Below are 24,780 nucleotides of genomic sequence, written 5' to 3'. Positions count from 1 at the left end.
TCAGTAAAAAAATATGCTAAAATAGGTTTAATCAGGCGAAAAAAGGACATGATTTAAAATAAAACACAGAGGAAGACTATGGAAAGTACAACAAACAAACAAAGCCTCATGAAGGGGGCAATGATTTTAAGTATAGGCGTATTAGTAAGCCGTATTATAGGTATGGTTTATCGTATCCCTATTAGAAATATTTTAACAGATGAAGGTAATTCAATTTATGGTGTGGCTTATGGGATATATGTCGTTATCTTAACTTTAACGGCTATGGCTATTCCGGGAGCTTTGTCAAAGCTTATTGCAGAAAGACGTGCAGCAGGCGCTTATAAAGAAGCACAGAGGGTATATCATCTAGCTATGATTTATGCCCTAGGGGTAGCCTGTGTGATGGCAATTGTTTTATGGTGTAGTGCAGACTTTATTTCAAATACATTTTATCCAACTCAAGATGTAGCACTACCTATTAAGGCATTGGCACCTACTGTTATTATTGCAACTAGTCTGGGGGTACTTAGAGGGTATTTTCAAGGTATGGGAGATATGGTGCCTACTGCTAGTTCACAAGTGATTGAGCAGATCATTAATGTTATTTTTAGTGTTGTTTTAGCTTATAGTTTTTTAAATACAACACAGTCTCTTGTATGGGGTGCCACTGGAAGTGCTTTAGGAACGGGAATGGGAGCTATAGCAGGGCTTATTGTACTGCTCACCTTATATTTTCTCAAAAGACCTAGAATTAAGAAGGAACTAGCACATAGTACTGAATATGAATATCAAAGCACAGGGACAATCTTAAAACAGATTTTAAATATGATGATTCCTGTTATTATTAGTGCTTCGGTTTTCTCTATTATGACATCTATTGACCAATCTATGATTTCTAAGGTATTGCCAAGAAATATAGATATACTAAGAGAACAGGGTTTATTAAACTTAGTACCTGTAATGGATGCAGCCAATTTGAAAACAGATACAGTTGTAAATCATTTAAGTAGTTATCTTTCATTTCAATATATGACCTTTATGAATATTCCTGTGAGTTTGATTTTACAATTAGGATTAGCCACAGTACCAGCTATAGCAGCAGCTATGGCAGCAGGTTTATATAAAGATATTCGTAAGAAAACAAAGCTGATTTTTAAGGTAGGTTTGCTGATTGCAGCACCTTCTGCTGTAGCCTTTCTCATATTTGCTGACCCTATTCTCACATTAGTAGTAGGCGATGCCAAGGGTGCAGAGGTACTTTCAGCAGGGGCTATTGGGATTTTAGGAATGGCACTAGCACAATTAAGTGCGGGTGTATTACAAGGAATGAGTAAGCAAAGCATTCCTACCATTAATGCCGTTATAGCTTGTGCTATTAAGGTGGCTATGAATTTAATCGCACTCTCTATTCCGGCGCTTAATATTTATGGCTTTATTCATAGTACAACTTTATGTTATGTCATTTATGCGATTTTAAATATACGTTACTTATGTAAGCATCTTCATATTAAATTTAATTGGAAAAAACTTTTACTTAAACCTATGATTTGTGCAGGGGTAATGGGAATCATCAGTTATGCTATTTATGCACTTCTAATCTTCATAGGTGTTTCAGTTAAGTTAAGCATTTTAGTGGTAATACCTATAGCTGCTATTATTTACTTCCTTGTAGGCCTTGCAACTCATACGATTTCAAGGTCTGACCTATTATCTTTCCCGGGTGGTAAAAAAGTAGTTGCATTTCTTGAAAGAGCATAAAAATTAAAAATTTATATTAAAAACACTTCCTAAATGTATAAAAATTAAAAATTTACACATAATCTCAATAAGTTCATACTTATCAAAGATAAAGGAAGTGCCATTATGTTAGAGAAAAAACAATATTGGATAACGTTATTAGTAGCTGCCATAGCGTTTTTTATCCTTTTTATAGCTGCTTATTTCATTGTAATGGGAAGAAATAAAGTAGTAGCTCCTATGGCAGGACAAGTAGTATTAGAACAACAAAATGTTTCTAAGACGTTATCAAGTAATCAATTGCAAATCACAAGAATTTTGCCTAGCACCAAAATACTTCTTTGTTTACAAACAAATGATCAAGAAAAGATGGAAAGTGTGACGTTAAATGCAACGAGCCTATTAGGACTTACCGAACAGGAGTTAAAAGAGCGTTTTAAAGATTGTAGTATTGAAACTTTTAACGAGGATGAGGTTAAGCTTTTAAAAACAGCCGATTTGGATTCATTAGCATTCAAGCAAACAAGTGAAGCTAGAAGTTATGCGTTAGGTGTAGAAGGCGATGAGATTTGTATTAAAGAAGTGGTAACAGGAGTAGTAGTGGGTCATATTGCACGTAAGGCAACAGACTTTTCTAGCTATCTTTATAGCTTACTTTTAAAAGAAAGTATTACTATTACAACCATGCAAAAAGAGGCACTTTTAAAAGATGCAAGTGTACTCCAAAGAATATTACAAGATTATGTTGGTGAATAAGGCTGCCTACGGGCAGTCTTATTCGCTGTATGAAGGAGGATATAGAGTGAAAGAAGTCGTTATTATTGGAGGGGGGGGCGTCAGGATTAGTGGCTGCTATTGTAGCAGCCAGAAGAGGCGCTAAGGTTTGCTTATTAGAAAGGTTAAGTCGTGTAGGTAAAAAAATACTTGTGACGGGAAATGGGAGATGCAACATAACCAATACCCAGCTAAAAGCAAACTGCTATCATACTAGTAGTGAAGTGTATCCTATTATGGGACCTATTGAACGCTTTGGATATGAAGAAACAAAGACTTTTTTTGAAGAATTAGGCATCGCATTTTTAGTAGAAGGACAAAAAGTTTATCCTTGCTCTGAGCAAGCAACAAGTGTTTTGGATGTCCTTCGCATGGAAGCTGAGCGCTTACAAGTAGAGATTTTAACAGATGTAAAGGTAACAGATTTATTTTATAAAAAAGATGGATGGCAGATTGTAGGTGAACAAGGACAAACTTATGCTAGTAAAAAAGTTATTGTAGCAACAGGAGGAATGGCAAATGCAAGTTTAGGCTGTGACGGCACAGGATATAACTTGTTAAAACGTCTAGGGCATCAGATTACACCTACCTTTCCTATATTAGTTCATATGCTGTCATCATCGCCGTATTGTAAGATGATGATGGGGACTAAGGTAAAAGCAGATGTTAAAATAGAAGTAGAAGGCAAGGTTATGAGAGAGGATTATGGAGAAGTTCTTTTTACAGAGGATGGATTATCAGGGCCTCCTATTTTCCAGTTAAGTCGTATTGCTTCAAGAGCAAAGTTAGAGAAGCAATCAGCCAAAGTGGTCATAGACCTTTTTAAAGACATCAGTTATGATGAAATGATAAGCTTATTATATGAGCGTATTGCAAGGCATCCTGAACGTTCAATAGAAGAGCTTTTTATTGGTTTACTGCATAAACGCATCATCGTACCTGTGCTAAAAGCAGCTACTATTGTACAAATAGGAAGACCGTGTGAGAACTTAGAATATGATGAGATAGCGCGTATTGCTACTACTCTAAAGGGTTTTACTTTTCCTGTAGAAGGAACGCGGGGTTATAAATATGCTCAAGTCACTGCAGGAGGCGTTAAAATAGATGAAGTGGATTTAAGTACCATGGGCTCTTTAAAAGCTAAAGATTTATATATTACTGGAGAAGTATTAGATGTAGATGGGGATTGTGGTGGATATAATCTGCAATGGGCTTGGTCAACAGGTTTCATTGCAGGAGAAAGTGTAAGTAGAAATGGAGTAAAGGCATGATTAGAGTACAAGATATCAAATTAAATTTGAATGAAGAGCTATCGCTACTTCCAGAGAAGATTGCTAAAAAATTAAAAATAAAAACATCTGATATTTTAGAGTATCGTATTTTTAAAGAAGCAATTGATGCTAGGAAAAAAAGGGATATTAAGCTAGTGTATACTGTAGATGTAGCTACTACTAAGGATAAGCAGCTATTAGCCAAGATGCCAGAGCTTAAGTGGGAGTCTATGGCTTATGTTTGCCCTATCAAAGGGAATCAATGGTTAAAGCATAGACCTGTTATAGTAGGAAGTGGTCCTTGTGGATTATTTGCAGCACTTATTTTAGCGCAAGAAGGGTTTAAACCTATTGTGTTAGAACGTGGTAAAGCTGTAGATGCGCGTGTAGAGGATGTAGAGCACTTTTGGCAGACAGGTAGCTTCGATCCTACTTCTAATGTACAATTTGGAGAAGGTGGCGCAGGTACTTTTTCAGATGGTAAATTAACGACACAAATTAAAAATAAGCGTTGTCATAAAGTATTAGAGGAAATGGTGAAAGCCGGTGCACCAGATAATATTCTTTATAAGAATAAACCTCATGTTGGAACCGATATTTTAAGAGATGTAGTTAAAAATATACGTGAGACAATTATAGAACTGGGTGGTGAATACCGTTTTGAAAGTCAAGTAACGGATATTGAATATGAGCACGGTGAAGTTAAGGCTGTGATTATTAATGATAAAGAACGTCTAGAAACACAGATTTGTATTTTGGCTATTGGACATAGTGCAAGAGATACTTTTACAATGCTCAATAATCGTCAAATTCACATGGAGCAGAAGCCATTCTCTATGGGTATGCGCATAGAGCATTTGCAAGAATGGATTAATGAAGCACAATTTGGAAAAGAAAATAAGAATCATGAAAAACTGGGAGCAGCTGAATACAAACTCGTTCATCATTGTGAAAATGGACGTACCGCTTACAGCTTTTGTATGTGCCCAGGTGGTTATGTTATTGCTTCAGCTTCAGAAGAAGGGCGAGTGGTAACCAATGGCATGAGTGAACATAGCCGTGATGGTAAGAATGCTAATAGTGCTATTTTGGTAAATGTAGGTCCTAAAGATTATGGTAGTGATGATCCTCTGGCAGGAATGCACTTACAGCGTGAGTTAGAAGAATTGGCTTTTCATCTAGGAGGAGGAGATTACAAGGCACCTGTGCAGCTTCTTGGAGATTTTCTTAATAACCAAGCAAGTACACAAATTGGGATAGTGAAACCGACGTATACACCAGGTGTGAAACTGACGAATATGAGAGCTGCTTTACCTGACTTTATAACAAGTGCTATAGATGAAGCTATGAAGGTCTTTGGACAAAAAATAAAAGGTTTTGACCATCCAGAAGCATTATTTACCGGCTTTGAGACAAGAAGTTCATCACCAGTCCGTTTACCAAGAAATGAGGCTTATGAAAGTAATGTAAAAGGCCTTTATCCAGCGGGAGAAGGAGCAGGCTATGCAGGTGGTATTACTTCAGCAGCAGTAGATGGCATTCAAGTAGCAGAGGCTATTATTCAAAAATATGCTGGCATTAATGAATAAGTCATAATAGGATAACAAAAGCTAAAAGTGAATCAAAGCTTTTAGCTTTTTTACTTGTTTTATAAAGAATAATGGCCTAAAATGAAGGTAATTGTATTTATAAATTTGAAATCTGAACGTTATGTGTTATAATAAAAATATAGTTCGATTTTACGTTAAAGGAGTCATCTCATGAGAGCAGATATTGAAGAAATTTTATATTCAGAAGAAGCGTTAAATGCACGACTAACAGAGTTAGGTGAGCAAATTACAAATGATTATGCAGGTAAACCACTAACGGTTATTAGCATATTAAAAGGTTCTAATATTTTCACTAGTGATTTAGTAAGAAAGATTAACCTACCATTAAAAATGGATTTTATGGCAGTTTCTAGCTATGGTAATGCTACTGAATCAACAGGTGTTGTAAGAATTATTAAAGACCTAGATGGTAGTGTAGAAGGCGAAAATTTACTCATTGTCGAAGATATCGTAGATAGTGGTTTAACTTTAAAATATTTAAAAGAAATTTTATTAACAAGAAACCCTGCAAGTGTTAAGATTTGTACTTTATTAGATAAACCTGCACGTCGTAAGGAAAGTGTGAATATTGATTATTTAGGTTTTGAAGTACCAGATGGATTTATTGTAGGTTATGGTATTGATTATGCAGAGCGTTATCGTAATTTACCTTATGTAGGCATATTAAAAAGATCTGTTTACGAAAAATAAGGTGTCTAATAACAGGTGATAGATAAGCACAATAAGGCAATTAGCCTTCATTGTGCTTTTTACTTAGTTCATAAATGGGGTGAAATAGATGAATAAAAAACAATTTAAAAGGGGATTAGAACTAGGAGTGCCTATCGGCCTTGGTTATTTTTCTGTATCCATTGCCTTTGGGATGTTAGCTGTAGGGAGCGGTTTATCGCCTTTAGCAGCTGTTATTATTTCTATGACCAATCTCACTTCAGCAGGTCAATTTGCTGGTGTGAGCTTAATAGCAGCTGGAGGTTCTTACATAGAGATGACATTAACAATGCTTATGATTAATGCCAGGTATTTTTTGATGTCCTTATCTTTATCGCAAAAATTTGCTAAAGACTTCAAGAGATTTGAAAAGCTACTAGTGAGTTTTGGGGTGACGGATGAAATTTTTGCAGTGGCAGCTTTAGAAAAAGAGCCAATCTGCTCAAGTTTTTTATGGGGATTGATTACTTTGCCATTTGTTGGATGGAGCTTAGGAACGTTGATGGGTGCAGTAATGAGCGGTTTTTTACCAAGTGCACTTCAAGATGCTCTAGGTATAGCTTTGTATGGGATGTTTATTGCTTTAATTATTCCAGCAGCTAAGGGAACCAAGTCGATTTTAATAACGATTTTAATAGCTGTTGCCTGTAGTTGCATTTTAAAATACATCCCAGGTTTAAACAGTATTTCTCCAGGCTTTGCAGTCATTATAGTGACACTAGTTGCAGCGGGACTTGCCGCCTATTGGTATCCCATTCAAGAGGAGGAAGACTCATGTACATCATCATCAGTATCTTAATTATGGCAGGCGTTACTTATTTCATTCGTGTGTTACCTGTAACGCTATTTCAAAAACCTATTAAGTCATTATATATTCGTTCCTTCTTACATTATGTGCCTTATGCAGTATTAGGAGCTATGACTTTTCCGCATATCTTATATAGTACAGAGTATAGCCTACATGCGGCAGTGGGGATGTTAGTGGCTCTTATTTTAGGATATTTTGAAAAAAGTTTAACTTTGGTAGCTCTAGCGAGTGTGGTAGCCGTTTATTTATGTAATGTGTTATTATAAATAAAATGACGAAATGAAAGTAAAGGAATGAAAGAAATGAAATATGAAGGCATAGTCAAGGCCATTTTTATAGAACGTCCTAATCGTTTTATTGCCTTATGCAAAGTAAACCAAGAAATATGTAAAGTACATGTAAAAAATACAGGGCGATGTGCTGAGTTATTAATCAAAGGGGTGACCGTCTATCTTCAAGAAAGTAAGGATCCTAAACGTAAAACAAAATACTCATTAATTGCAGTAGAAAAAGGCAATCGTCTCATTAATATGGACTCACAGGCACCTAATGAGGTGGTAGAAGAAGCTTTAGCCAGTGGCAAGCTAAAGCTACCTGGTATGGAAGAAGGTTTGACCTTTATTAAAAGAGAAGTAACCTATGATGCATCTCGTTTTGATTTCTACGTAGAAACCTATGAGAAAAAAGGGTTTGTAGAAGTCAAGGGCGTTACTTTGGAGCAAGATGGTTATGTGATGTTTCCTGATGCGCCTACAGAAAGAGGACTAAGACATGTAGAAGAACTAATCAAGGCAAAGCAAGAGGGATATGAGTGTTATGTTGTGTTTGTCATTCAAATGAAAGATGTGTTATACTTTAAACCTTATGTAGAAAGACAAAAGGCCTTCGCTGAGGCACTAAAAAGAGCTGATAAGTTAGGTGTGAGGCTCTTAGCTTATGATTGCCTGGTTACACCAGATACTTTAGAACTTGATCATAGCGTACAAGTTCAGCTAGAAGAAGTATAAAAAGGAGAAAAGGATATGTATCGTTTAGCAATATTTGATTTAGATGGCACCTTACTTAATTCTATAGGTGATTTGATGAGCGCATGCAATGTGGCGCTAGCCCATTTTAACTATCCTTTACATGAAGAAAAGGATTATAAGCAATTTGTAGGGAATGGGATTTATAAGTTAGTGGAACGTGCGCTTCCTATAGAAGATAGAGGAGAGGAATGTGTCAAAGAAGTAAAGGCTGTTTTTGATGCTTATTATAAAGAACATAGTTTAGATCAAACTAGGCCCTATGAGGGAATTATAGAACTTTTAACAGCTCTTAAGGCAGAGGGGATTCCTTGCTGCGTATTGACTAATAAAGCACAGGCTTATGCCAAGGAACTTGTAAAACATTTTTTCGGAGATTTAGTACAAGAAGTGATTGGACAAAGAGAGGGTATTCCTACTAAACCTAATCCTATAGGAGTCATACAATTATTAGAGTCTTATAAGGTAGCGCCTTCGGAGTGTATTTATGTAGGTGATTCTAATGTAGATATAAAAACAGCTGAAAATGCAGGTGTAGATGCTATTGGCGTACTTTGGGGCTTTAGGGATGAAAAAGAATTAAAAGAAGCTGGAGCTACTTATTTGGCAAAAGATACACATATGCTCAAAACTCAAATTTTAGGAGAATATAAATAGTCAAAAAGCTGTTACAAGCCTCAAAAAGATGGGCTGTAACAGCTTTTTTTAGTAAGTAGGTTTATTGCATTTCTACAGTATAAAGGCTTTCTAATTCTTGACGTTTTGCAAGATAAAGTGCTTGACGTTTTGCTAAAAGACATTGCTCTTTTACTTGTTCTTTCACTGCTTCAAGTGGTGAAAGGCCAGCAGGTGTTAGTGCCTCTAATTCGATGATGTGATAACCAAATTGTGTTTGAACAGGAGCAGAGATTTCTCCTGGTGACATAGCGAAAGCAGCAGTTTCAAACTCAGGTACCATACGACCGCGAGTAAATTCTCCTAAAGCACCGCCTTGTGAAGCAGAAGGACAAGTTGAATATTTTTTTGCAGCTTCTGCAAAAGGAAGCCCAGCTTTGATTTCTTCAGCTACTTTTTCAGCTTCTTCTAAAGTTGCTACTAAAATGTGGTTAGCTTTAGCTGCTTCATCAGATTTGAATTGGCCTTGATGTGTTTCATAGTATTCTTTTACTTCTTCATCAGAAGCTGTTACGCTTTCAAGAAGTTTACCCATAGCATATTGTTTAAGTAAAGATTTAGTCATTTGCTCAAGAGCAGCAGTGAATTCTTCTTCCTTATCTAAGCCATGTTTAATCGCATCTGAGTATAGCAATTCTTGCATAACAAGTTCATCTACTAATTGTTTTTGACCTTCTTCACTTTGGAACTGCATAGCATTTTGTCCAATGCTACGAAGTAAGTCATAAAGATCAGATTGTTTGATTGCTCTGCCGTCTACAACAGCAAGTACTTTATTTTCCATTTTAAATCTCCTTTTTATCAAATAAAGAAGCTACTTATGAGCGTGTAAAAGCACTCATAAGTAGCTTCTTCTGCTTTTATGATAGTATCATGAATAAGTATAAAAGTAAATGGTGAGCGCATGGCTTATTTAACAGATAAACGACCGAGTAAACAGTGACTAAAGTCATAAACACTTAGGGTACCATTTTCATAAGTGGCATAAGTAGAAGGTCTATTTTCTTTTGGAAGAGAAATAGAACCAGGATTACAAATGACAAGGTCTCCCTCTTCACGAAGTTCCCATAAGTGTGTATGGCCATAGAGGAAAACTTGTTTGCCAGGAGATTTAGGAAAGTTCTCAGCTGTATAACGGTGTCCATGAGTTGCAAAGAGCTTAATGCCTTCATCTACAATAAGGCTATAATCACTTAAGCAAGGGAAATTTAAAAGCATTTGGTCAACCTCGGCATCACAGTTACCACGACAAGCAATAATACGATCGCTATAAGTATTTAATAGATTTACAACACCTTGAGGATTGTGACCTTCTGGAAGAGGATTACGAGGACCGTGATAAAGAATATCTCCTAGTAAAATGAGAAAATCAAAACCTTGTTCTTCAAATAAAGAAAGCATAGGTCTTAAATAAGTTTCGCTACCATGTAAATCAGATAAAATTAAATAACGCATACAAGGCTCCCTTCTAATGTAATGATTTTATTATAGTATAACGTATTTCCTTAAAACAAGCACTATCATAGCAAGCAAATAATATTATGGTAATAAGATGACATTGAGCACTAAATATGGCGATAAAAGGGAAATGGAGCTGAAGAAAATGAATAATCGTATAGAATTACAGCATATAGATAAAAGCTTTTATACAGACGAAGGTGAAATTATAGTGCTGAAAGATCTTAGCTTAAATTTAAAACCTGGGAAGATATTGGCACTTCTTGGCCCATCAGGGAGCGGGAAGTCAACAGTACTCAATATACTAACTGATTTAATAAAGCCGAGCAGTGGAAAAGTTATGATTAATGGGAAGATAGGGTACATGTTTCAGCATGACCATTTATTAGAATGGCGTACCATTATGGATAATGTAACCATTGGTCTAGAGATTCAAAAGAAATTAAGTGAGGAAAATCGGCATAGGGTAGAGGTCTTATTAGAAAATTATGGACTAGGCGAATTTAAAAATCGTTTTCCAAAGGAATTATCAGGTGGTATGAGGCAAAGGGCAGCTCTTATTCGTACCTTGGCGACTAATCCAGATATTTTACTATTAGATGAGCCATTTTCAGCATTAGACTATCAAACAAGATTATTAGTAAGTGATGATATTTATGGCATTATCAAAAAAGAGCATAAGGAAGCCATACTTGTTACTCATGACATCTCAGAGGCCATTTCAATGGCAGATGAAATCAGTGTGCTTTCTAAAAGACCTGCGTATGTAAAGCATACCTATGAAATTCATTTAACAGTTGCAGGAGATAGAACCCCTCTTTCAAGTAGAAAAGCACCTGAATTTAAAGATTATTTTGATATACTGTGGAAGGAGCTGGAAACCAATGAATGATAAAAGCGATGGGTATTTACATTATTTAAATGAAAAGAGACGAAAGAAAAGACGTATCTTAAGATGGCAGCTCATATTGCTAGTTGGTTTTATTGGGTTGTGGGAAGTAGCTGCTAGATTAGGATGGTTAAATACTTTTTTATTTAGTAGCCCTAGTGAAGTCTATCAACTTTTTTTAGTTTATATAGGAGATGGAAGTCTTTTTAAACATGTAGCTATTTCAGTTTGGGAAACGATTTTAGGTTTTTCAATAGGCACTGCTTTAGGCATTATCATAGCCATTGGTCTGTGGTGGTCAGAAACTGTTGCTAAAATATTAGACCCTGTACTTGTAGTACTCAATGCTTTACCTAAAACAGCTTTAGCCCCCATCTTAATTGTATGGGCTGGAGCAGGTATTGGTGGTATTGTATTAACAGCAGTAACGATTTCTATAGTGACGACTATTTTGTCAGCCTATAATTATTTCATTCATATGGATGAAGAAAAGATAAAAATGTTAACCAGTTTTGGAGCTACAAAAGTACAAATTTTAACGAAGCTTATTTTGCCAGCTAACCTAGCCAATATCGTTAATATTATTAAAATTAATATTGGCTTATCTTGGGTGGGGGTGATTGTCGGAGAATTTTTAGTATCTCGTTATGGCTTAGGTTATTTGATTGTTTATGGAGGTCAGGTATTTAGGCTAGACTTAGTTATGATGGGCGTTGTTGTATTAGCAGTATGTGCCTTTGTGATGTACAGTATTGTAGGTTTTGTCGAAAAGCTTATTATTAAGAAAAGAGTCACCAAATAAAAAGCTAATGCGTATGTTATAGTAGCTTAAAGTAAAAAATTACCATTTTATGAGGTGATTGGTATGAGAAAGATTAAATCTATTTTAATTGTAACCTTATCATTTATATTACTAACCTTTGGCATGACGGGGTGCAACGAGCAAGGCCTAAAGAAGGTGACTATTGCAGAAGTAACGCATTCTATTTTTTATGCGCCACAGTATGTGGCTATAGAGGCAGGTTATTTTAAAGATGAAGGTATAGATGTTCAGCTCATTTTAACACAAGGAGCCGATAAGACTATGGCAGCGCTTCTTTCAAATGAAGCACAGGTGGGTTTCATGGGACCAGAAGCTTCTATTTATGTTTATAATCAAGGGAGTAAAGACTATGCTATTAATTTTGCGCAAGTGACAAAACGTGATGGTACCTTTCTGGTAGGACGTACTGAGATTGACAGTTTTAATTTTGACATGCTTAAAGGCAAACAGATTATTGGCGGTAGAAAAGGCGGAATGCCAGAAATGACGTTAGAATATGTACTAAAAAATCAAGGCTTAACCTTAGGAGAAAACTTAGCTGAAGGAAATACTCAGGTGAGGACGGACATTCAATTTGCAGCCATGGGTGGGGCTTTTGTTGGTGGCGAAGGTGATTTCGTAACTTTATTTGAGCCAACAGCTACTCAGCTAGAAGAACAAGGTCAAGGTTATATTCTAGCTTCTATGGGACAATTATCAGGAGAAATACCTTATACAGCTTATTCAGCTTTAAGTAGTTATATGGCTAAAAATCCTGATATGATTCAAAAATTTACTAATGCTATTTACAAAGGCCAGCAATATGTGGAAACACATACAGCAGAAGAAATAGCAGATTTAATTGCACCACAGTTTAAAGAAATGAAAAAAGAACAATTAGTAAAAGTAGTGCAGCGTTATAAAGATAATGATACCTGGTGCACAGATCCTATTCTTAAAGAAGAAAGCTTAAATAGATTAATGGACGTTATGGAGCTTGCTGGAGAGCTCAATCAGCGCCCAGCTTATCAGGAGTTAGTCAATACAACCTTTGCTGAGGAAGCTGTTAAATAAAGAAGTAGACTTGCTATTTGCACATGATGAAAACTTTGTTATAATAGCTAATAAAAAGAAGGTCATCAGGTAAGATAATGAAATGTAGAGATTTTTGTGGTGCATGTTGTATTGCGCCTTCGATTAGTTCACCTATTCCAGGTATGCCTCAGGGGAAAAAGGCCAATGAAAGGTGCATTCAACTAGATGAAAACAACCGTTGTAAAATTTTTGAGGATCCTAGAAGGCCTAAAGTCTGTGGCGCATTAATGCCGAGCAAAGAGATGTGTGGCCAGTCTAAGGAAGCAGCTTTAGCTTACTTAGAAACATTAGAAACAGCTACAGCACCTGGAAAATAGAAATAACAGTTTTAGCCAAACGAAAGAATTACAAGAAAAGCTATCATAAGAAGGCTAAAAGTCATCTATGATAGCTTTTTATTGAAATAGGAAAGAGGTAATAAGATGGGAAATCCAAAAACAAATGTTATGCGTCTTTTAGAACAAGCAAAAATTCCTTATGAGGTAACAACCTATGAGGTGGCAGATGGGAAAATTGATGGACAAGCAGTAGCAGCTAAAATACATAAACCAGCAGAGCAGGTTTATAAAACTTTAGTAGCAGTAGGACATTCAAAGAATAACTATGTATTTGTGGTTCCAGTAGATGAAGAATTAGATTTAAAAAAGGCAAGTAAAATAGCAGGAGAAAAAAGTATAGAAATGCTTCATGTTAAGGATTTGCAAAAAACGACAGGTTATATTCGAGGAGGTTGTTCTCCTATTGGTATGAAGAAGCTGTTTAAAACTTTTATTCATCAATCAGCTGAAAATAGAGAAGAAATAACCGTAAGCGGCGGAAAAATAGGGGTACAAGTTACGCTTGCACCCCAAGCTTTATGTGATTACATTAAAGGTAGTTTTGAAGATGTCATTAAGGCGTAACGTCTAGGGTATCATGATAGTAGCTTAGTAATAAGTCAACCATGCGGCCGTAGCTACGTTCACCATCACTGATGCCATTAGCTTTTAAATAAGTGTCATTGACTTTACTTGAAGCCTTTTCAATAGGGCCGCTATAGTGCTTCCAAAAGGTATTGTTATAGTGAATATCTGCTTTAACTTTATCTGAAAGCTTTGTATTTAGCTGTTTTAAAAGTTCTGGATTAGCGCTAGATAAGGCGTTATTAGTATAAGCTAATGCAAGAAGATACCCAGAGTATTCAAAATCCACATCAGGATGAACTGAGCAAGCTAGAAAAGCGATAAAATTACATTCATCCTCGCTAGCAAAGCCTCTTTGATGGGCCATTTCATGAAGTGTTGTATAAGGTAGTGCTTGTGGTAAGATAGCAACATTAACATTGGCTTCACCTGTAAACGGTGAATAAATCCCTGTAATGCCAGTGTAGTTCATATAAGTAGAGGCTAAAATAGGTTTGGGTTTACCATAGCTTCCATAAAAAATGGGGTAAAGCTTAGCAAGTTCTAGATAACCTAAATCTGCTCTGGCAAAAACACTTTTATAGCCACCAGGAATCGTCATATAACCATTTTCATCTTCGTTAACAAAAGGTCTAAGTGTATTGGCCTTTTCTATGAGGGTCTCATATAAACGTCCAAGTTCTTCGGTTGTAAAAGTCGTTCGGGTTAAACTAAGTGTATCGCGTAAGGGCACACGATTATAATTAAAGCCCCATTCCCAATAGAAAAGGAAAATGAGTGTTAATCCAAAATAAAAGATATGTAAGAGACCTTTTGTAAGATGCCTCTTAAAAGGCGTAGTTCTTTTAAATGCTATGTATAACCAGACCAATAAACGATAAGCTAGACAAAGCAGTAAACTATAAATGCCAATTTCAAAAAGAGAAAGAGGTATAAAGCCAGTACAATGACTTAAAAACTGTAAAAACCATTTGTTGAAGCCTAGCGAATAATAGGTTTCAATCAAGGTAGGGGAGGAGAGACCTACAATATAAGTTAAGCCTATCATAAAAAGAATGAATATAAAGATAATGGATCGTTTTTTCATAAAGCCTCCTAGTTGTAAAAGCATATCTGAATACTTCATATTATATCATATAGATGTTAGAATAGGGTGCTATTAATCGCTAAAAAAAGCAAGAAAAAGTGGACATTAGTTCATCTTTTTCTTGCTTTAAAATTTTAAAGCCAATTTTTTAAATGAGGTATTGCAGTAATAGCTTGCTCATAGCCTTGTTCAAAAAGAACTTTTAATTTATCTACATCCTTTTCAAAGCGATCAACTTCTAAAGGAAGTTCGGGTCTTAAAATAAAAACAGAACCTTCTTTTTCCAATTGATTAATGCTTTCTAAAGTTTGATTATAATGTTGATAGCGAGTGGCAATACAACGAACGACTTCGGGATACTTTTTTCCATAGGCCTTTGCTAAGCGATGCATATTTTTAGAATAGTGCTTACGATAACCTGCATTACGTGTTAAAACAATGACATTTTTTTGATTACCATCTGCTATGGATTTATCAATAGGAATCGAGTTGCAAAGCCCGCCGTCTAGATAATGTTCACCTTCTATTTCCACCACTTTTGAAATAAAGGGAAGGCTACTAGAAGCACGTAGCATACGGTCTGTGTCGTCAAGGTTATTGGCTTTAGTAGGTTCAAAATAATGAGGGTTACCAGATTCACAATGGGTAACCCCTACCTTAAAAATAGTATCCGTTTGCTTAAAGGTTTCAAAATCAAAAGGATCAAGGTGCTTAGGCAAGTCGTCAAATAAAAAATTCATGCCAAAGTAACCACCTTCCCTAAAGAAATTTTTCCAACCGATAAAACGTTTATCAGTAATCCATTTGGTATAAAGACGCTCGTTTCTTCCTTTTTGCCTAGATAAATAACTGCATAAGGTGTTGGCCCCAGCAGAGACACCAATAGCATAAGGGAAGTATAGGTCATGATCTAGAAAGGCTTCCAAAATACCAGCGGCATAGGCACCACGCATCCCTCCTCCTTCTACAATAAGACCGAGTGAACTATTTGTCATATCTGACCTCCTTTGTAAATGAATATAAAATAAGAATAATAATATATAAGTTCTAAATTATTATAATATTATTTACTTATAAAGGCAATTTTACACATGGCTTATAAATAAAATCAGCTAATTTTCTTAGCATCAGACCATTTTTTTAAGGCAAAGAGGATGATGACTATGGCTAATAGAGCTAAAACAATATTACTATAGGTATTTAAAATGCCTTCAATAGCTTCCCAATTATTGCCTAGATAAAAGCCTAAACTCATTAAAATAAGGTTCCAGATGGCAATACCTGTAATAGAATAAAGAGAGAATTCTAAAAGTGGCATAGCATTAACACCAGCAAAAAGAGAAATATATGTTCTTGTAAGAGGAATAACTCTAGAAAAGAAAACAGCTAGACGGCCATAACGACCAAACCAGCTATTAAAAGTATTCATTGCTTTATGGATGCCTTTAGAAGAGCTAGAGAATTTATTTAAAAGAGGTTGTCCGCCATAATAACCAATGAAATAGCAAATATAAGAACCAACTAAGCCAGCGAGTATACTTATAAGAAAAGCAGGAAAGAAGCTGAGATTAGTCTGTGGAATGCTCATACCTACAAAAGGAAGCACCACTTCACTGGGAATAGGGAAACAAGCATATTCTAGACCAACTACAATAAAAATACCGATATAACCTAATTCGCCAACGAAAGTCATTAGCCAATCAACAAATTGTGTGATAAATGTCATGATTAAACTCCTTTATTTTCTATTTATACTATCATATGTGGACAATGGTAAAATCATGCTGAGTTATATTCCATATTTTTATATGGCAACTCACTAGCTTGTATGTTATAATACAAAATGTTAGTAAAAAATAAGTTTAAAATTAAAAGCTCATACCTAGTTTATCAATTAGGTGTGAAATACACATATAAAGGATGATAGATTAAATGATTACAGTAAACAACATGAGCCTGCAATTTGCAGGAAAAACACTGTTTAAAGATGTTAACCTTAAATTTACACCTGAAAATTGCTATGGCGTTATTGGGGCAAATGGTGCTGGAAAATCAACTTTCTTAAAAATCTTATCAGGTGAATTAGACAGTACGACAGGTGAAGTTTCTATTCCTAAGAACATTCGTATGTCTGTTCTTAAACAAGATCATTATCAATATGACGAATGTCAAGTATTAGAAACAGTTATCCGTGGTAATGCAAGACTTTATGAAATCATGCAAGAAAAAGATGCATTATATGCGAAAGAAGATTTCTCAGATGCTGATGGTGAAAGAGCAGCAGAACTAGAAGGTGAATTTGCTGAACTCAATGGTTGGGAAGCAGATTCAGAAGCTGCTCAATTACTTCAAGGGTTAGGCATCGGAACAGATTTACACTATGCTTTAATGAAAGATCTTCAAGGTGGAGAGAAAGTAAAAGTTCTTCTTGCGCAAGCTTTATTTGGTCAGCCAGGAATCTTGCTTCTAGATGAGCCTACTAATCACTTAGATATTGATTCAGTAGAGTGGCTTGAAGACTTCTTATTAGATTTCCCTGGAACTGTTATTGTTGTATCCCATGACCGTCACTTCTTAAATACAGTTTGTACACATACAGTAGATATTGACTTTGGTAAGATTAGAATGTACGTAGGTAACTATGACTTCTGGTATGAATCAAGTCAAATGATGCAACAATTAATGAAAGCACAAAATAAGAAGAAAGAAGATCAAATTAAAGAACTTCAAAACTTCATTACACGTTTCTCAGCCAATAAATCAAAAGCGAAACAAGCAACTTCTCGTCGTAAATTACTTGATAAGTTAACTTTCGATGAAATGCCTGCTTCTTCAAGAAAATATCCATTCGTTAGATTTACACCAGATCGTGAAGTTGGGAATGAAATCTTAACAGTAGAAGGTCTTACAAAAACAGTAGATGGCGTAAAAGTACTTGATAATGTAAGTTTCCGCGTTAATAAAGATGATAAAATCGTATTTATCGGAGAAAACGAAATTGCACAAACAACTTTATTTAAGATTTTAGCTGGAGAAATTGAGCCGGATGCAGGAACATTTAAATGGGGTGTAACAACTTCACAATCTTACTTCCCTAAAGATAATACAGAGTTCTTTGAAGGCTGTGACCTTAACCTTATTGATTGGTTACGTCAATATTCAGAAGATCAAACAGAAAGTTATCTTCGTGGTTTCCTTGGTCGTATGCTTTTTGCAGGAGAAGATTCACTTAAAGCTGCAAAAGTATTATCAGGGGGAGAAAAAGTACGTTGTATGCTTTCTCGTATGATGCTATCTGGGGCTAATGTTATTATGCTTGATCAACCTACTAACCACTTAGACCTTGAGTCTATTACAGCGGTAAATGATGGTTTAATTGAATTCAAAGGCAATGTGCTTTTCACTTCACATGACCATCAATTCATTCAAACAATTGCGAACCGCGTGATTGAAATTACAGAAACAGGTACAATTGATCGTCTTGGAACTTATGATGAGTTCTTGGCTTTCAAAAAAAGTAATAAGTAAAGCATAAAGGGATAGGAAACATAGATTAAGTACGAGATAAAATCTTAGCTTAATCTAGGATAATAAAAAGGTGTTAGCCATAGGCTAACACCTTTTTATCATGTATAGGAGTGAGTATATAAAGGACAGAGACTAACTATTTGGTATAGGATTGTAGTCTTGCCTTAATGAAATGTCCATTTTCTGTTAATGCTTCATCAGACCAATTAGCAGATGAAGCATTAGGCACTAAAAGTGCAGAAGACTCATCTTTATCACATAAGCTCCAATTCATCCAGCTGATTTGATATTGATCTAATAAGTCTAACCAGGTATTGGATTGTTCTATATTGATGTCACCTGTACCTGAAGCATCACAAGTACCAAATTCGCTAACAAATAGAGGTAGTTCATATTTAACAATAGCATTTTCTAAAGTTTCTCTTAGAGGATCCTTATGGGAGTTTGCATAGAAATGAAAGGCATAAACAACCTGAGGATCATCAATACGATTTCTGACTACTGATAGAGGACTTTGGCACCATTTAGGTGTACCTACAATCACTAAAGTGTTAGGAGAATTTTTACGAATGACCTTTAAGAGTGTATCTGCATAAGGTTTGATAGACTCATCCCAACTGACTTTGCCACCATTTGGTTCATTACAGAGTTCGAAAATTAGATTAGGATAATTTTGATATTTGGTCGCAAAATAATCAAAGAAGGTACTGGCATCTTCTTGATGTAAAAGAGGATCACCATCTGCTAATATATGCCAATCAACTATGACATAAAGACCTAAGTTAGTGGCAGCTGTAATAGCGTTTTCTAAGATAGTAGTATAAGCTTCTTGATTTTCTGGATATCGAGATTCGGTATCAGCATAAAGTGCTAAACGAATGGCATTAATTTGCCAATCATCACGAAGTGTCTTAAAGGTTTCTTCAGTTGTATACTGGCTATACCATTGAATACCATGGGTACTAACACCGCGCAATTGGAAAACTTCACTGTTCTTATCTATAATATGAATGCCATTAACCTCCAGTGCACCATGTGTGAAAACAGGTGTTCCTTCTTGGAAGCTAGGAGCTTCTAAAATGGCAGTGGCCTTTAATGTCAGAGGGGGAGCAGGAGTAGGTGTTGGCGTAGGAGTAGGTGTTGGAGATGGTGTAGATGTCGCTTGAGTTGTAGAAACTATAGGTGTCTCGTGAATAGTGGGTGTAGAAGAAGTTGACTGACAACCTACTGATAAAGTGAGTAAACAAAGAGGTACTATATATTTAAGTTTTTGAAACTGCATGTTTTCCCTTCTTTCTTAATTCGCAAGTGATTAGTCCTTATTATAAAAGAAGAAATATAAAGAGTCCATGCAATTAATTGGGGAGTCAAAGTAGAACAATAATTTACCAATTTGTACAAAAAAGTAAACTAATAGGTAAAGCTATTTTTATTCAACAAAAAAGCGACGCTTAAATAAAGGTCGCTTTTGATGGGGTAAGATATGCTCAATCTTCTAACTATCGGGGAATAGTATGATATAGATTGATAGGTGATAAAACTTCTTAAAAATGGTGGAAGTATGACAGGGCATTTATATAGGTGCCAGTTGCATCTTATCAATGCAATTATAGTATATACCTATTTTTCATGTTTTATACAAAAGAGTATGATATAATAAAATGACATATAAACTTAACTTTGCAAGAAGAAGTTTAATGGGTACTTTTTTAGCATACAATAAACTAAGAATATATAGCATAAAGGAGTCATATATGAAATGGAGCAAAGGCATTATCTATTTATGCCGTTTAATTTTTCTGATTAATAGTGTTTATCTTATTTGTATTTTGAGATTTGACCGGCTTGTGTTATTATTAGGAAGTTTATTGTTAACTTTCGTACCTGAGCTTTATACAAAGTGGACAAAGGTTAATATCCCTATAGGTGCAAGGTTGTTTTACACCTTATTTATTTTTGCTGCCCAATGGCTAGGTTCTTATTTGGGCTTTTATGGCTATATTCCTTGTTGGGATGTGCTTTTGCACGCTACCTCTGGTATTTTTATTGGTTATGTGGCACTTATTATATTAGTGAGCCTAGATAGGAGTCAAACTTTGTTTAAGCAAAATAAGATAGGCGTCATTGTAACTTTTGTAGTAGCAGTAGGCATAGCAGCTGCAGGTATTTGGGAAATTATTGAATTTTCAGGAGATGTTTTTTTAGGAACTAATGCACAACTAGGAAGTTTGCAAGACACAATGGAAGACATTATTTGTGGGACCTTGGGTTCAGGTGCATTTGCCGTTTATATTGGGTTAGTTATGAAAGCTAGAAGAAGGTCTTGTATTGATCAGCTACTTCAAATCAATGGAGACAAGAATAAGTAATAAGGAAGAGGAAGGTTTATGATTTTATTATCCTTAAATAATATTAAGAAAACTTATGGGGAGAAGGTCATTTTTAATGATCTCTCATTAGGTATTGATGATACAGAAAAAATAGGCATGATTGGAATCAATGGGACAGGAAAAAGTAGTTTATTAAAGATTATGGCAGGTTTAGAAACGCCTGATGGTGGAGAAGTAATTACCTCTAATGAATTAGTGATTGAATATCTTCCTCAAAATCCAGAATTTGATGAAGAATCAACTGTTATAGAACAAGTTTTTAAAGGAAATTCTTCTTTTATGATGGTACTACGAGATTATGAAAAGGCAATGGCTCAGTTAGAGAAGGAACCAGAAGATGAAGTCTTGCAGCTTAAGTTACTAAAGCTAAGCGAAAAGATGGATGCAGAAGGTGCTTGGCAATTAGAAAGTGAAGCAAAGGCAGTATTAACTAAATTAGGAATTCAGAATTTCAATCAAAAGGTGAGTGAGTTATCAGGGGGGCAACGCAAAAAAATTGCTTTAGCAGGAGCCTTAATTAGACCTTGCAATTTACTTATTTTAGATGAGCCAACTAACCATTTAGATAATGATACGATTGATTATTTAGAAGAACTTCTTAAAAATAAACGTTGTGGAGTTGTAATGGTTACGCATGACCGTTATTTCTTGGAGCGTATTACTAACCGTATTGTGGAATTAGACCAAGGAAAGCTATATAAATATGAAGGAAACTATGAAGCTTATCTAGAACAAAAAGCAGAGCGTGAAAGTATTGAAGAGCGTATGCGCGAGAAAAACTTCTCCTTATATAAGAAAGAATTAGAGTGGATGAGAAAAGGGGTAGAAGCAAGGCGTACGAAACAAAAAGCGAGAAAAGAACGTTTTTATGACTTAGAAGGAAGTTTAGAGGGAAACTACAAACAGAATCTAGAAATGAGCTTAGGCACAAGCAGATTAGGAAAGAAAATTATTAGTCTTGACAATATAAGCAAGCGTTTTGGAGATCAACAAGTGATCAAGAATTTTACTTATACTGTCGTAAGAGATGACCGCATTGGGATTATTGGAAATAATGGAATGGGAAAATCTACTTTACTTAACCTCATTACAGAGCGCGTCTTACCAGATAGCGGAAAGATTGAAATTGGTGAAACCGTTAAGATTGGCTATTATACACAGGAAAATAAGGAGATGGATACCAAGCTTCGTGTCATTGATTACATTAAAGAACGCGGCGAATATGTTAAAACAGCAGATGGCAGTTTGATTTCAGCAAGTAAAATGTTAGAACGATTTTTATTCCCTCCTATCCTTCAATATACGCCTATTGAGAAACTTTCAGGTGGAGAAAGAAGAAGACTTTATTTGTTAGGTGTTTTAATGGAAGATATTAATGTTCTTTTTTTAGATGAGCCTACTAATGACTTGGATATTCATACCCTTCAGATTTTGGAGGAGTATATAGATGATTTTAATGGGCCTGTTATTGCTATTTCTCATGATCGTTATTTCTTAGATCGTGTTGCAGAGAAAATCTTTGCTTACGAAGGAGATGGCAATATTGTTTATATACCAGGTAATTATTCAGATTATAAAGAACGCCAATTGCAACAAGAAGCCATAAAAGAAGAAATTAAAAAAGTAAAGCCCGTAACTAACAAAAAAAGTTCAGCGTCAACAACTAAACTTAAATTTACTTATAAAGAAAAATTAGAGTATGAAAAGATTGATGAAGTAATCGAGACTTTAGAAAAAGAAATTCAGCAAATAGAAGAAGAAATGAGTATGAATGCTTCTCATTATGGACGCCTGCAAGAACTTACTAATGAGAAACAAGCTAAAGAAGAAAAATTAATGTATCAAATGGAACGTTGGGAATATTTAAACGAGTTAGCAGAACGTATTGCAAAGGAATCTTAGTATTTTATGTACAACCTTTAGTGTATAAGAGTTGTAAAAAAAGTGTTGTTTTCTCATACAAAAAGAGTAGACTAATGACAAGTCTACTCTTTTTGTATGAGAAAAGGTTATTTCCCACATTCTAATTCTTTATTAAGGGATTTTGTTTTACAAATCCAAGTTGCCACAATAGCTGCAAGTACAGCTACTAGAGGAATGTTGATATTGTTAGTAAGATAATCTAAAGCAATAAAAAGTGTTCTGCCACCGAATTTAATATATGTAATAAGCACTCCCATACCTAAGCTTAAAGAGAAGAAAGCTTGCCCTATAGCACTAATGATAATAGAAGGTGCTATTTTACTAAAGTCTGGTTTGAATAAAAATGCAAATGACTCCTTAAGCCTAGGTAAAGTCATGGAATAACCTATTAAAATAATGGAAATCCCATTAATATAATAGCTAATAGGTATACAACAATAAAGGTATCCCCACCATGCTTCCCAACCATATATGAAAATTTCCATATGTTACCTAAACCGATTGCTGAGCCTGTAACTGCTGCAATAATTCCTAATTTTGAACTAAAATGTTCTCTGTTATTCATATCAATCCTTCTGTCTGATTAGTCTTAATTTCTGATAAATAACTCTAGTAAGTAGTTATCTTGATATCTGTAATGATGTTGTTTTATTATAGCTATTATTTTACAGATTTATAATTTGAAGATCTTATTTCTAAATATATAATTTAGTCAGAATAATTGATTATAAGCATAATATAATAAGGAAAGATTTCATTTTACATTTAACTCTAGAGGGTTTGATTTGGTTTCAAGCTTAATAAATTATCAAATAAACTTATAAATACACTATATTTTTAATGAAGAAATGTGTATAATAGAAAAGGTATAGGTAAAAAACGAAGGAGGATTAGAAAATGGAAGAAAATCTAACCATGGCGGACTTAATGGCAGAAGTAGATAAATCAATGACACGTATATATAGAGGTCAAATCTTACCAGCTAAAGTAGCACTTGTTGGTGAACAAGGTGTTATTGTGAATATTGGGTATCATGCAGATGGCCTTATTCCTTGGCAAGAAGTAGCTTATGATGAAATAGATCGTACAAGCATCAAAGAAGACGATACTTTTGATGTTTATGTTATGAAAGTAGATGATGGTGAAGGCAATGTTCTTGTATCTAAAAGAAGAGCAGAAGCTGAAACAGCTATAGAGGAAATTCAAGAATTATTTGAAAAGAAAGCAACTTTTACAGTACATGTAAAAGAAGTTGTTAAAGGTGGGGTTGTAGCACCTATTACGGGACTTCGTGGATTTATTCCAGGTTCCCAATTAACGAATACTTATGTAGCCGACCTTGCGGCTTTCGTTGGTAAAGATATAGAAGTTGAAATTATTGAGTTTGTTCCTAAATCTAAAAAACTTGTTTTATCAGGTAAACGTATTGCAACAGAAAAAGCACAAGCAGAAAAAGCACAAAAACTTGCTGCTCTTGTAGAAGGTGAAAAAGTATCAGGAACAGTAACAAAATTAATGCCATATGGTGCTTTTGTAGATCTTGGTGGTGTTGAAGGTCTTGTGCATAATACAGATCTTTCATGGGTACGTATTAAACACCCTTCAGATGTGGTAAAAGAAGGCGATAAAGTAGATGTGATTATTTCTTCTGTAGATCAAAGTACAGGTAAAATTGCATTAAGCTTAAAAGATATGACAACAGATCCATGGTTACTTGCAGTAAGCAACTTTGAAGTAGGTGATGTTGTGCCAGCCAAAGTGACACGTTTTGCAAGCTTTGGTGCTTTTGCTGCTATTGCAGATGGTTTAGAAGGTTTAATTCACATTTCTCAAATTAGTGAAAAACGTATTAACAAACCAGAAGAAGCTTTAGAAATGGGTCAAGAAGTACAAGCTAAAATCGTTACAATCGATAAAGAAGCTAAAAAAATTGGTCTTTCTCTTAAAGAGTTAGAAGCAGCTAAAATGGATGAAGAAATCAGCGAATATATGACATCAGGTGATGAAAAAGTAACACTTGGTGATGTACTTGGTAGTGAGCTTTAAGAAGAACCCTTTGGGGTTCTTTTTTTTATGAGTGAAGTGTGATAATATAGAAAAAAGATTTGATAGGGCA

Annotated in this window: 26 protein-coding genes; 18 read left to right on the top strand and 8 right to left on the bottom strand. The window is 35.1% G+C overall.

Translation table 11 applies throughout. The annotated features are described in order from the left end of the window. Positions 1 to 78 precede the first annotated feature (78 nt). From QTL86_RS08205 to QTL86_RS08165, 9 genes are all read left to right on the top strand, one after another. Positions 79 to 1,740 (top strand): polysaccharide biosynthesis C-terminal domain-containing protein, encoded by a 1,662-nt coding sequence (locus QTL86_RS08205; RefSeq protein WP_410496948.1) that lies wholly within the window; start codon positions 79 to 81, stop codon positions 1,738 to 1,740. 105 nt (positions 1,741 to 1,845) lie between these two features. Further along, complete coding sequence (locus QTL86_RS08200) at positions 1,846 to 2,475, top strand: hypothetical protein (RefSeq protein ID WP_013656917.1); 630 nt, start codon at positions 1,846 to 1,848, stop codon at positions 2,473 to 2,475. Between the two features lie 65 nt (positions 2,476 to 2,540). Next, entirely contained in the window at positions 2,541 to 3,764 is a 1,224-nt protein-coding gene (locus tag QTL86_RS08195; protein WP_410496947.1) for an NAD(P)/FAD-dependent oxidoreductase, read from the top strand. Continuing rightward, a complete protein-coding gene (locus tag QTL86_RS08190; protein ID WP_127066430.1) occupies positions 3,761 to 5,353 on the top strand; it encodes an NAD(P)/FAD-dependent oxidoreductase in 1,593 nt (530 codons plus the stop codon). The genes QTL86_RS08195 and QTL86_RS08190 overlap by 4 nt, the downstream gene beginning before the upstream one ends. Before the next feature lie 171 nt (positions 5,354 to 5,524). Further along, on the top strand, positions 5,525 to 6,064 hold the full coding sequence (gene hpt / locus QTL86_RS08185; protein WP_127066431.1) for a hypoxanthine phosphoribosyltransferase: 540 nt from the start codon (positions 5,525 to 5,527) through the stop codon (positions 6,062 to 6,064). Between the two features lie 88 nt (positions 6,065 to 6,152). Beyond that, positions 6,153 to 6,881: an AzlC family ABC transporter permease gene (locus QTL86_RS08180; protein WP_013656921.1), complete on the top strand. Its 729-nt coding sequence runs from the start codon at positions 6,153 to 6,155 to the stop codon at positions 6,879 to 6,881. Beyond that, positions 6,857 to 7,156, top strand: coding sequence for an AzlD domain-containing protein (locus QTL86_RS08175; protein WP_127066432.1), 300 nt, complete (start codon positions 6,857 to 6,859; stop codon positions 7,154 to 7,156). Before QTL86_RS08180 ends, QTL86_RS08175 begins: the two co-directional genes overlap by 25 nt. A 27-nt stretch (positions 7,157 to 7,183) precedes the next feature. After that, complete coding sequence (gene sfsA / locus QTL86_RS08170; RefSeq protein ID WP_410496946.1) at positions 7,184 to 7,897, top strand: DNA/RNA nuclease SfsA; 714 nt, start codon at positions 7,184 to 7,186, stop codon at positions 7,895 to 7,897. Between the two features lie 15 nt (positions 7,898 to 7,912). Continuing rightward, entirely contained in the window at positions 7,913 to 8,572 is a 660-nt protein-coding gene (locus QTL86_RS08165; RefSeq protein WP_127066434.1) for an HAD family hydrolase, read from the top strand. A 61-nt stretch (positions 8,573 to 8,633) separates the two neighbouring features. On the opposite strand, the gene QTL86_RS08160 is transcribed toward QTL86_RS08165, so the two are convergent. Then, positions 8,634 to 9,374 carry a peptidylprolyl isomerase gene (locus tag QTL86_RS08160; protein ID WP_127066435.1) on the bottom strand — a complete coding sequence of 247 codons (741 nt, stop codon included), beginning with the start codon at positions 9,372 to 9,374 and terminating at the stop codon, positions 8,634 to 8,636. 125 nt (positions 9,375 to 9,499) lie between these two features. Beyond that, positions 9,500 to 10,045, bottom strand: a complete 546-nt coding sequence (yfcE, locus tag QTL86_RS08155; RefSeq protein ID WP_127066436.1) for a phosphodiesterase — start codon at positions 10,043 to 10,045, stop codon at positions 9,500 to 9,502. A gap of 148 nt (positions 10,046 to 10,193) precedes the next feature. On the opposite strand from yfcE, the gene QTL86_RS08150 reads away from it, so the two are divergent. The 5 genes from QTL86_RS08150 to ybaK all read left to right on the top strand — a co-directional run bounded on the left by QTL86_RS08150 (position 10,194) and on the right by ybaK (position 13,736). Then, positions 10,194 to 10,940, top strand: coding sequence for an ABC transporter ATP-binding protein (locus tag QTL86_RS08150; protein ID WP_013656927.1), 747 nt, complete (start codon positions 10,194 to 10,196; stop codon positions 10,938 to 10,940). Then, the gene (locus QTL86_RS08145; RefSeq protein ID WP_127066437.1) at positions 10,933 to 11,739 is read left to right on the top strand and encodes an ABC transporter permease; all 807 of its coding nucleotides are present in this window, start codon (positions 10,933 to 10,935) and stop codon (positions 11,737 to 11,739) included. Before QTL86_RS08150 ends, QTL86_RS08145 begins: the two co-directional genes overlap by 8 nt. Before the next feature lie 63 nt (positions 11,740 to 11,802). Then, complete coding sequence (locus tag QTL86_RS08140) at positions 11,803 to 12,813, top strand: ABC transporter substrate-binding protein (protein ID WP_013656929.1); 1,011 nt, start codon at positions 11,803 to 11,805, stop codon at positions 12,811 to 12,813. 77 nt (positions 12,814 to 12,890) lie between these two features. Next, positions 12,891 to 13,151: a YkgJ family cysteine cluster protein gene (locus QTL86_RS08135; RefSeq protein WP_013656930.1), complete on the top strand. Its 261-nt coding sequence runs from the start codon at positions 12,891 to 12,893 to the stop codon at positions 13,149 to 13,151. A gap of 105 nt (positions 13,152 to 13,256) precedes the next feature. Further along, the gene (gene ybaK / locus QTL86_RS08130; protein WP_127066438.1) at positions 13,257 to 13,736 is read left to right on the top strand and encodes a Cys-tRNA(Pro) deacylase; all 480 of its coding nucleotides are present in this window, start codon (positions 13,257 to 13,259) and stop codon (positions 13,734 to 13,736) included. Here ybaK and QTL86_RS08125 read toward each other — a convergent pair. The 3 genes from QTL86_RS08125 to QTL86_RS08115 all read right to left on the bottom strand — a co-directional run bounded on the left by QTL86_RS08125 (position 13,726) and on the right by QTL86_RS08115 (position 16,549). Continuing rightward, positions 13,726 to 14,823 carry a DUF3810 domain-containing protein gene (locus QTL86_RS08125; RefSeq protein ID WP_190283312.1) on the bottom strand — a complete coding sequence of 366 codons (1,098 nt, stop codon included), beginning with the start codon at positions 14,821 to 14,823 and terminating at the stop codon, positions 13,726 to 13,728. The genes ybaK and QTL86_RS08125 overlap by 11 nt on opposite strands. Positions 14,824 to 14,957: 134 nt before the next feature. Then, positions 14,958 to 15,818, bottom strand: coding sequence for a patatin family protein (locus tag QTL86_RS08120; protein WP_013656933.1), 861 nt, complete (start codon positions 15,816 to 15,818; stop codon positions 14,958 to 14,960). Between the two features lie 113 nt (positions 15,819 to 15,931). Then, positions 15,932 to 16,549 carry a DedA family protein gene (locus QTL86_RS08115; protein ID WP_127066440.1) on the bottom strand — a complete coding sequence of 206 codons (618 nt, stop codon included), beginning with the start codon at positions 16,547 to 16,549 and terminating at the stop codon, positions 15,932 to 15,934. 206 nt (positions 16,550 to 16,755) lie between these two features. Between QTL86_RS08115 and QTL86_RS08110 the strand changes: the two genes are divergently transcribed. Beyond that, the gene (locus QTL86_RS08110; RefSeq protein WP_127066441.1) at positions 16,756 to 18,351 is read left to right on the top strand and encodes an ABC-F family ATP-binding cassette domain-containing protein; all 1,596 of its coding nucleotides are present in this window, start codon (positions 16,756 to 16,758) and stop codon (positions 18,349 to 18,351) included. A 136-nt stretch (positions 18,352 to 18,487) separates the two neighbouring features. Here QTL86_RS08110 and QTL86_RS08105 read toward each other — a convergent pair whose 3' ends face one another. Next, positions 18,488 to 19,633: a glycoside hydrolase family 5 protein gene (locus QTL86_RS08105; RefSeq protein ID WP_127066442.1), complete on the bottom strand. Its 1,146-nt coding sequence runs from the start codon at positions 19,631 to 19,633 to the stop codon at positions 18,488 to 18,490. Between the two features lie 472 nt (positions 19,634 to 20,105). On the opposite strand from QTL86_RS08105, the gene QTL86_RS08100 reads away from it, so the two are divergent. Both QTL86_RS08100 and QTL86_RS08095 read left to right on the top strand, forming a co-directional pair. Continuing rightward, on the top strand, positions 20,106 to 20,720 hold the full coding sequence (locus QTL86_RS08100) for a hypothetical protein (RefSeq protein WP_013656937.1): 615 nt from the start codon (positions 20,106 to 20,108) through the stop codon (positions 20,718 to 20,720). 18 nt (positions 20,721 to 20,738) lie between these two features. Then, a complete protein-coding gene (locus tag QTL86_RS08095; RefSeq protein ID WP_410496944.1) occupies positions 20,739 to 22,643 on the top strand; it encodes an ABC-F family ATP-binding cassette domain-containing protein in 1,905 nt (634 codons plus the stop codon). A gap of 107 nt (positions 22,644 to 22,750) precedes the next feature. Here QTL86_RS08095 and QTL86_RS08090 read toward each other — a convergent pair whose 3' ends face one another. Next, entirely contained in the window at positions 22,751 to 23,053 is a 303-nt protein-coding gene (locus tag QTL86_RS08090; RefSeq protein ID WP_410497301.1) for a hypothetical protein, read from the bottom strand. Then, the gene (locus QTL86_RS08085; protein WP_410496943.1) at positions 23,053 to 23,229 is read right to left on the bottom strand and encodes a hypothetical protein; all 177 of its coding nucleotides are present in this window, start codon (positions 23,227 to 23,229) and stop codon (positions 23,053 to 23,055) included. The genes QTL86_RS08090 and QTL86_RS08085 overlap by 1 nt, the downstream gene beginning before the upstream one ends. A 332-nt stretch (positions 23,230 to 23,561) precedes the next feature. Between QTL86_RS08085 and rpsA the strand changes: the two genes are divergently transcribed. Next, entirely contained in the window at positions 23,562 to 24,710 is a 1,149-nt protein-coding gene (gene rpsA, locus QTL86_RS08080; RefSeq protein WP_410496942.1) for a 30S ribosomal protein S1, read from the top strand. The last annotated feature ends 70 nt before the right edge of the window (positions 24,711 to 24,780 follow it).

Origin of the sequence: Cellulosilyticum sp. ST5 (assembly GCF_046529625.1) — a bacterium.
GTDB classification, from domain to species: domain Bacteria; phylum Bacillota; class Clostridia; order Lachnospirales; family Cellulosilyticaceae; genus Cellulosilyticum; species Cellulosilyticum lentocellum.
Note: the sequence above shows the minus strand (reverse complement) of the source record. Positions and strands in the feature narration are given on the sequence as shown.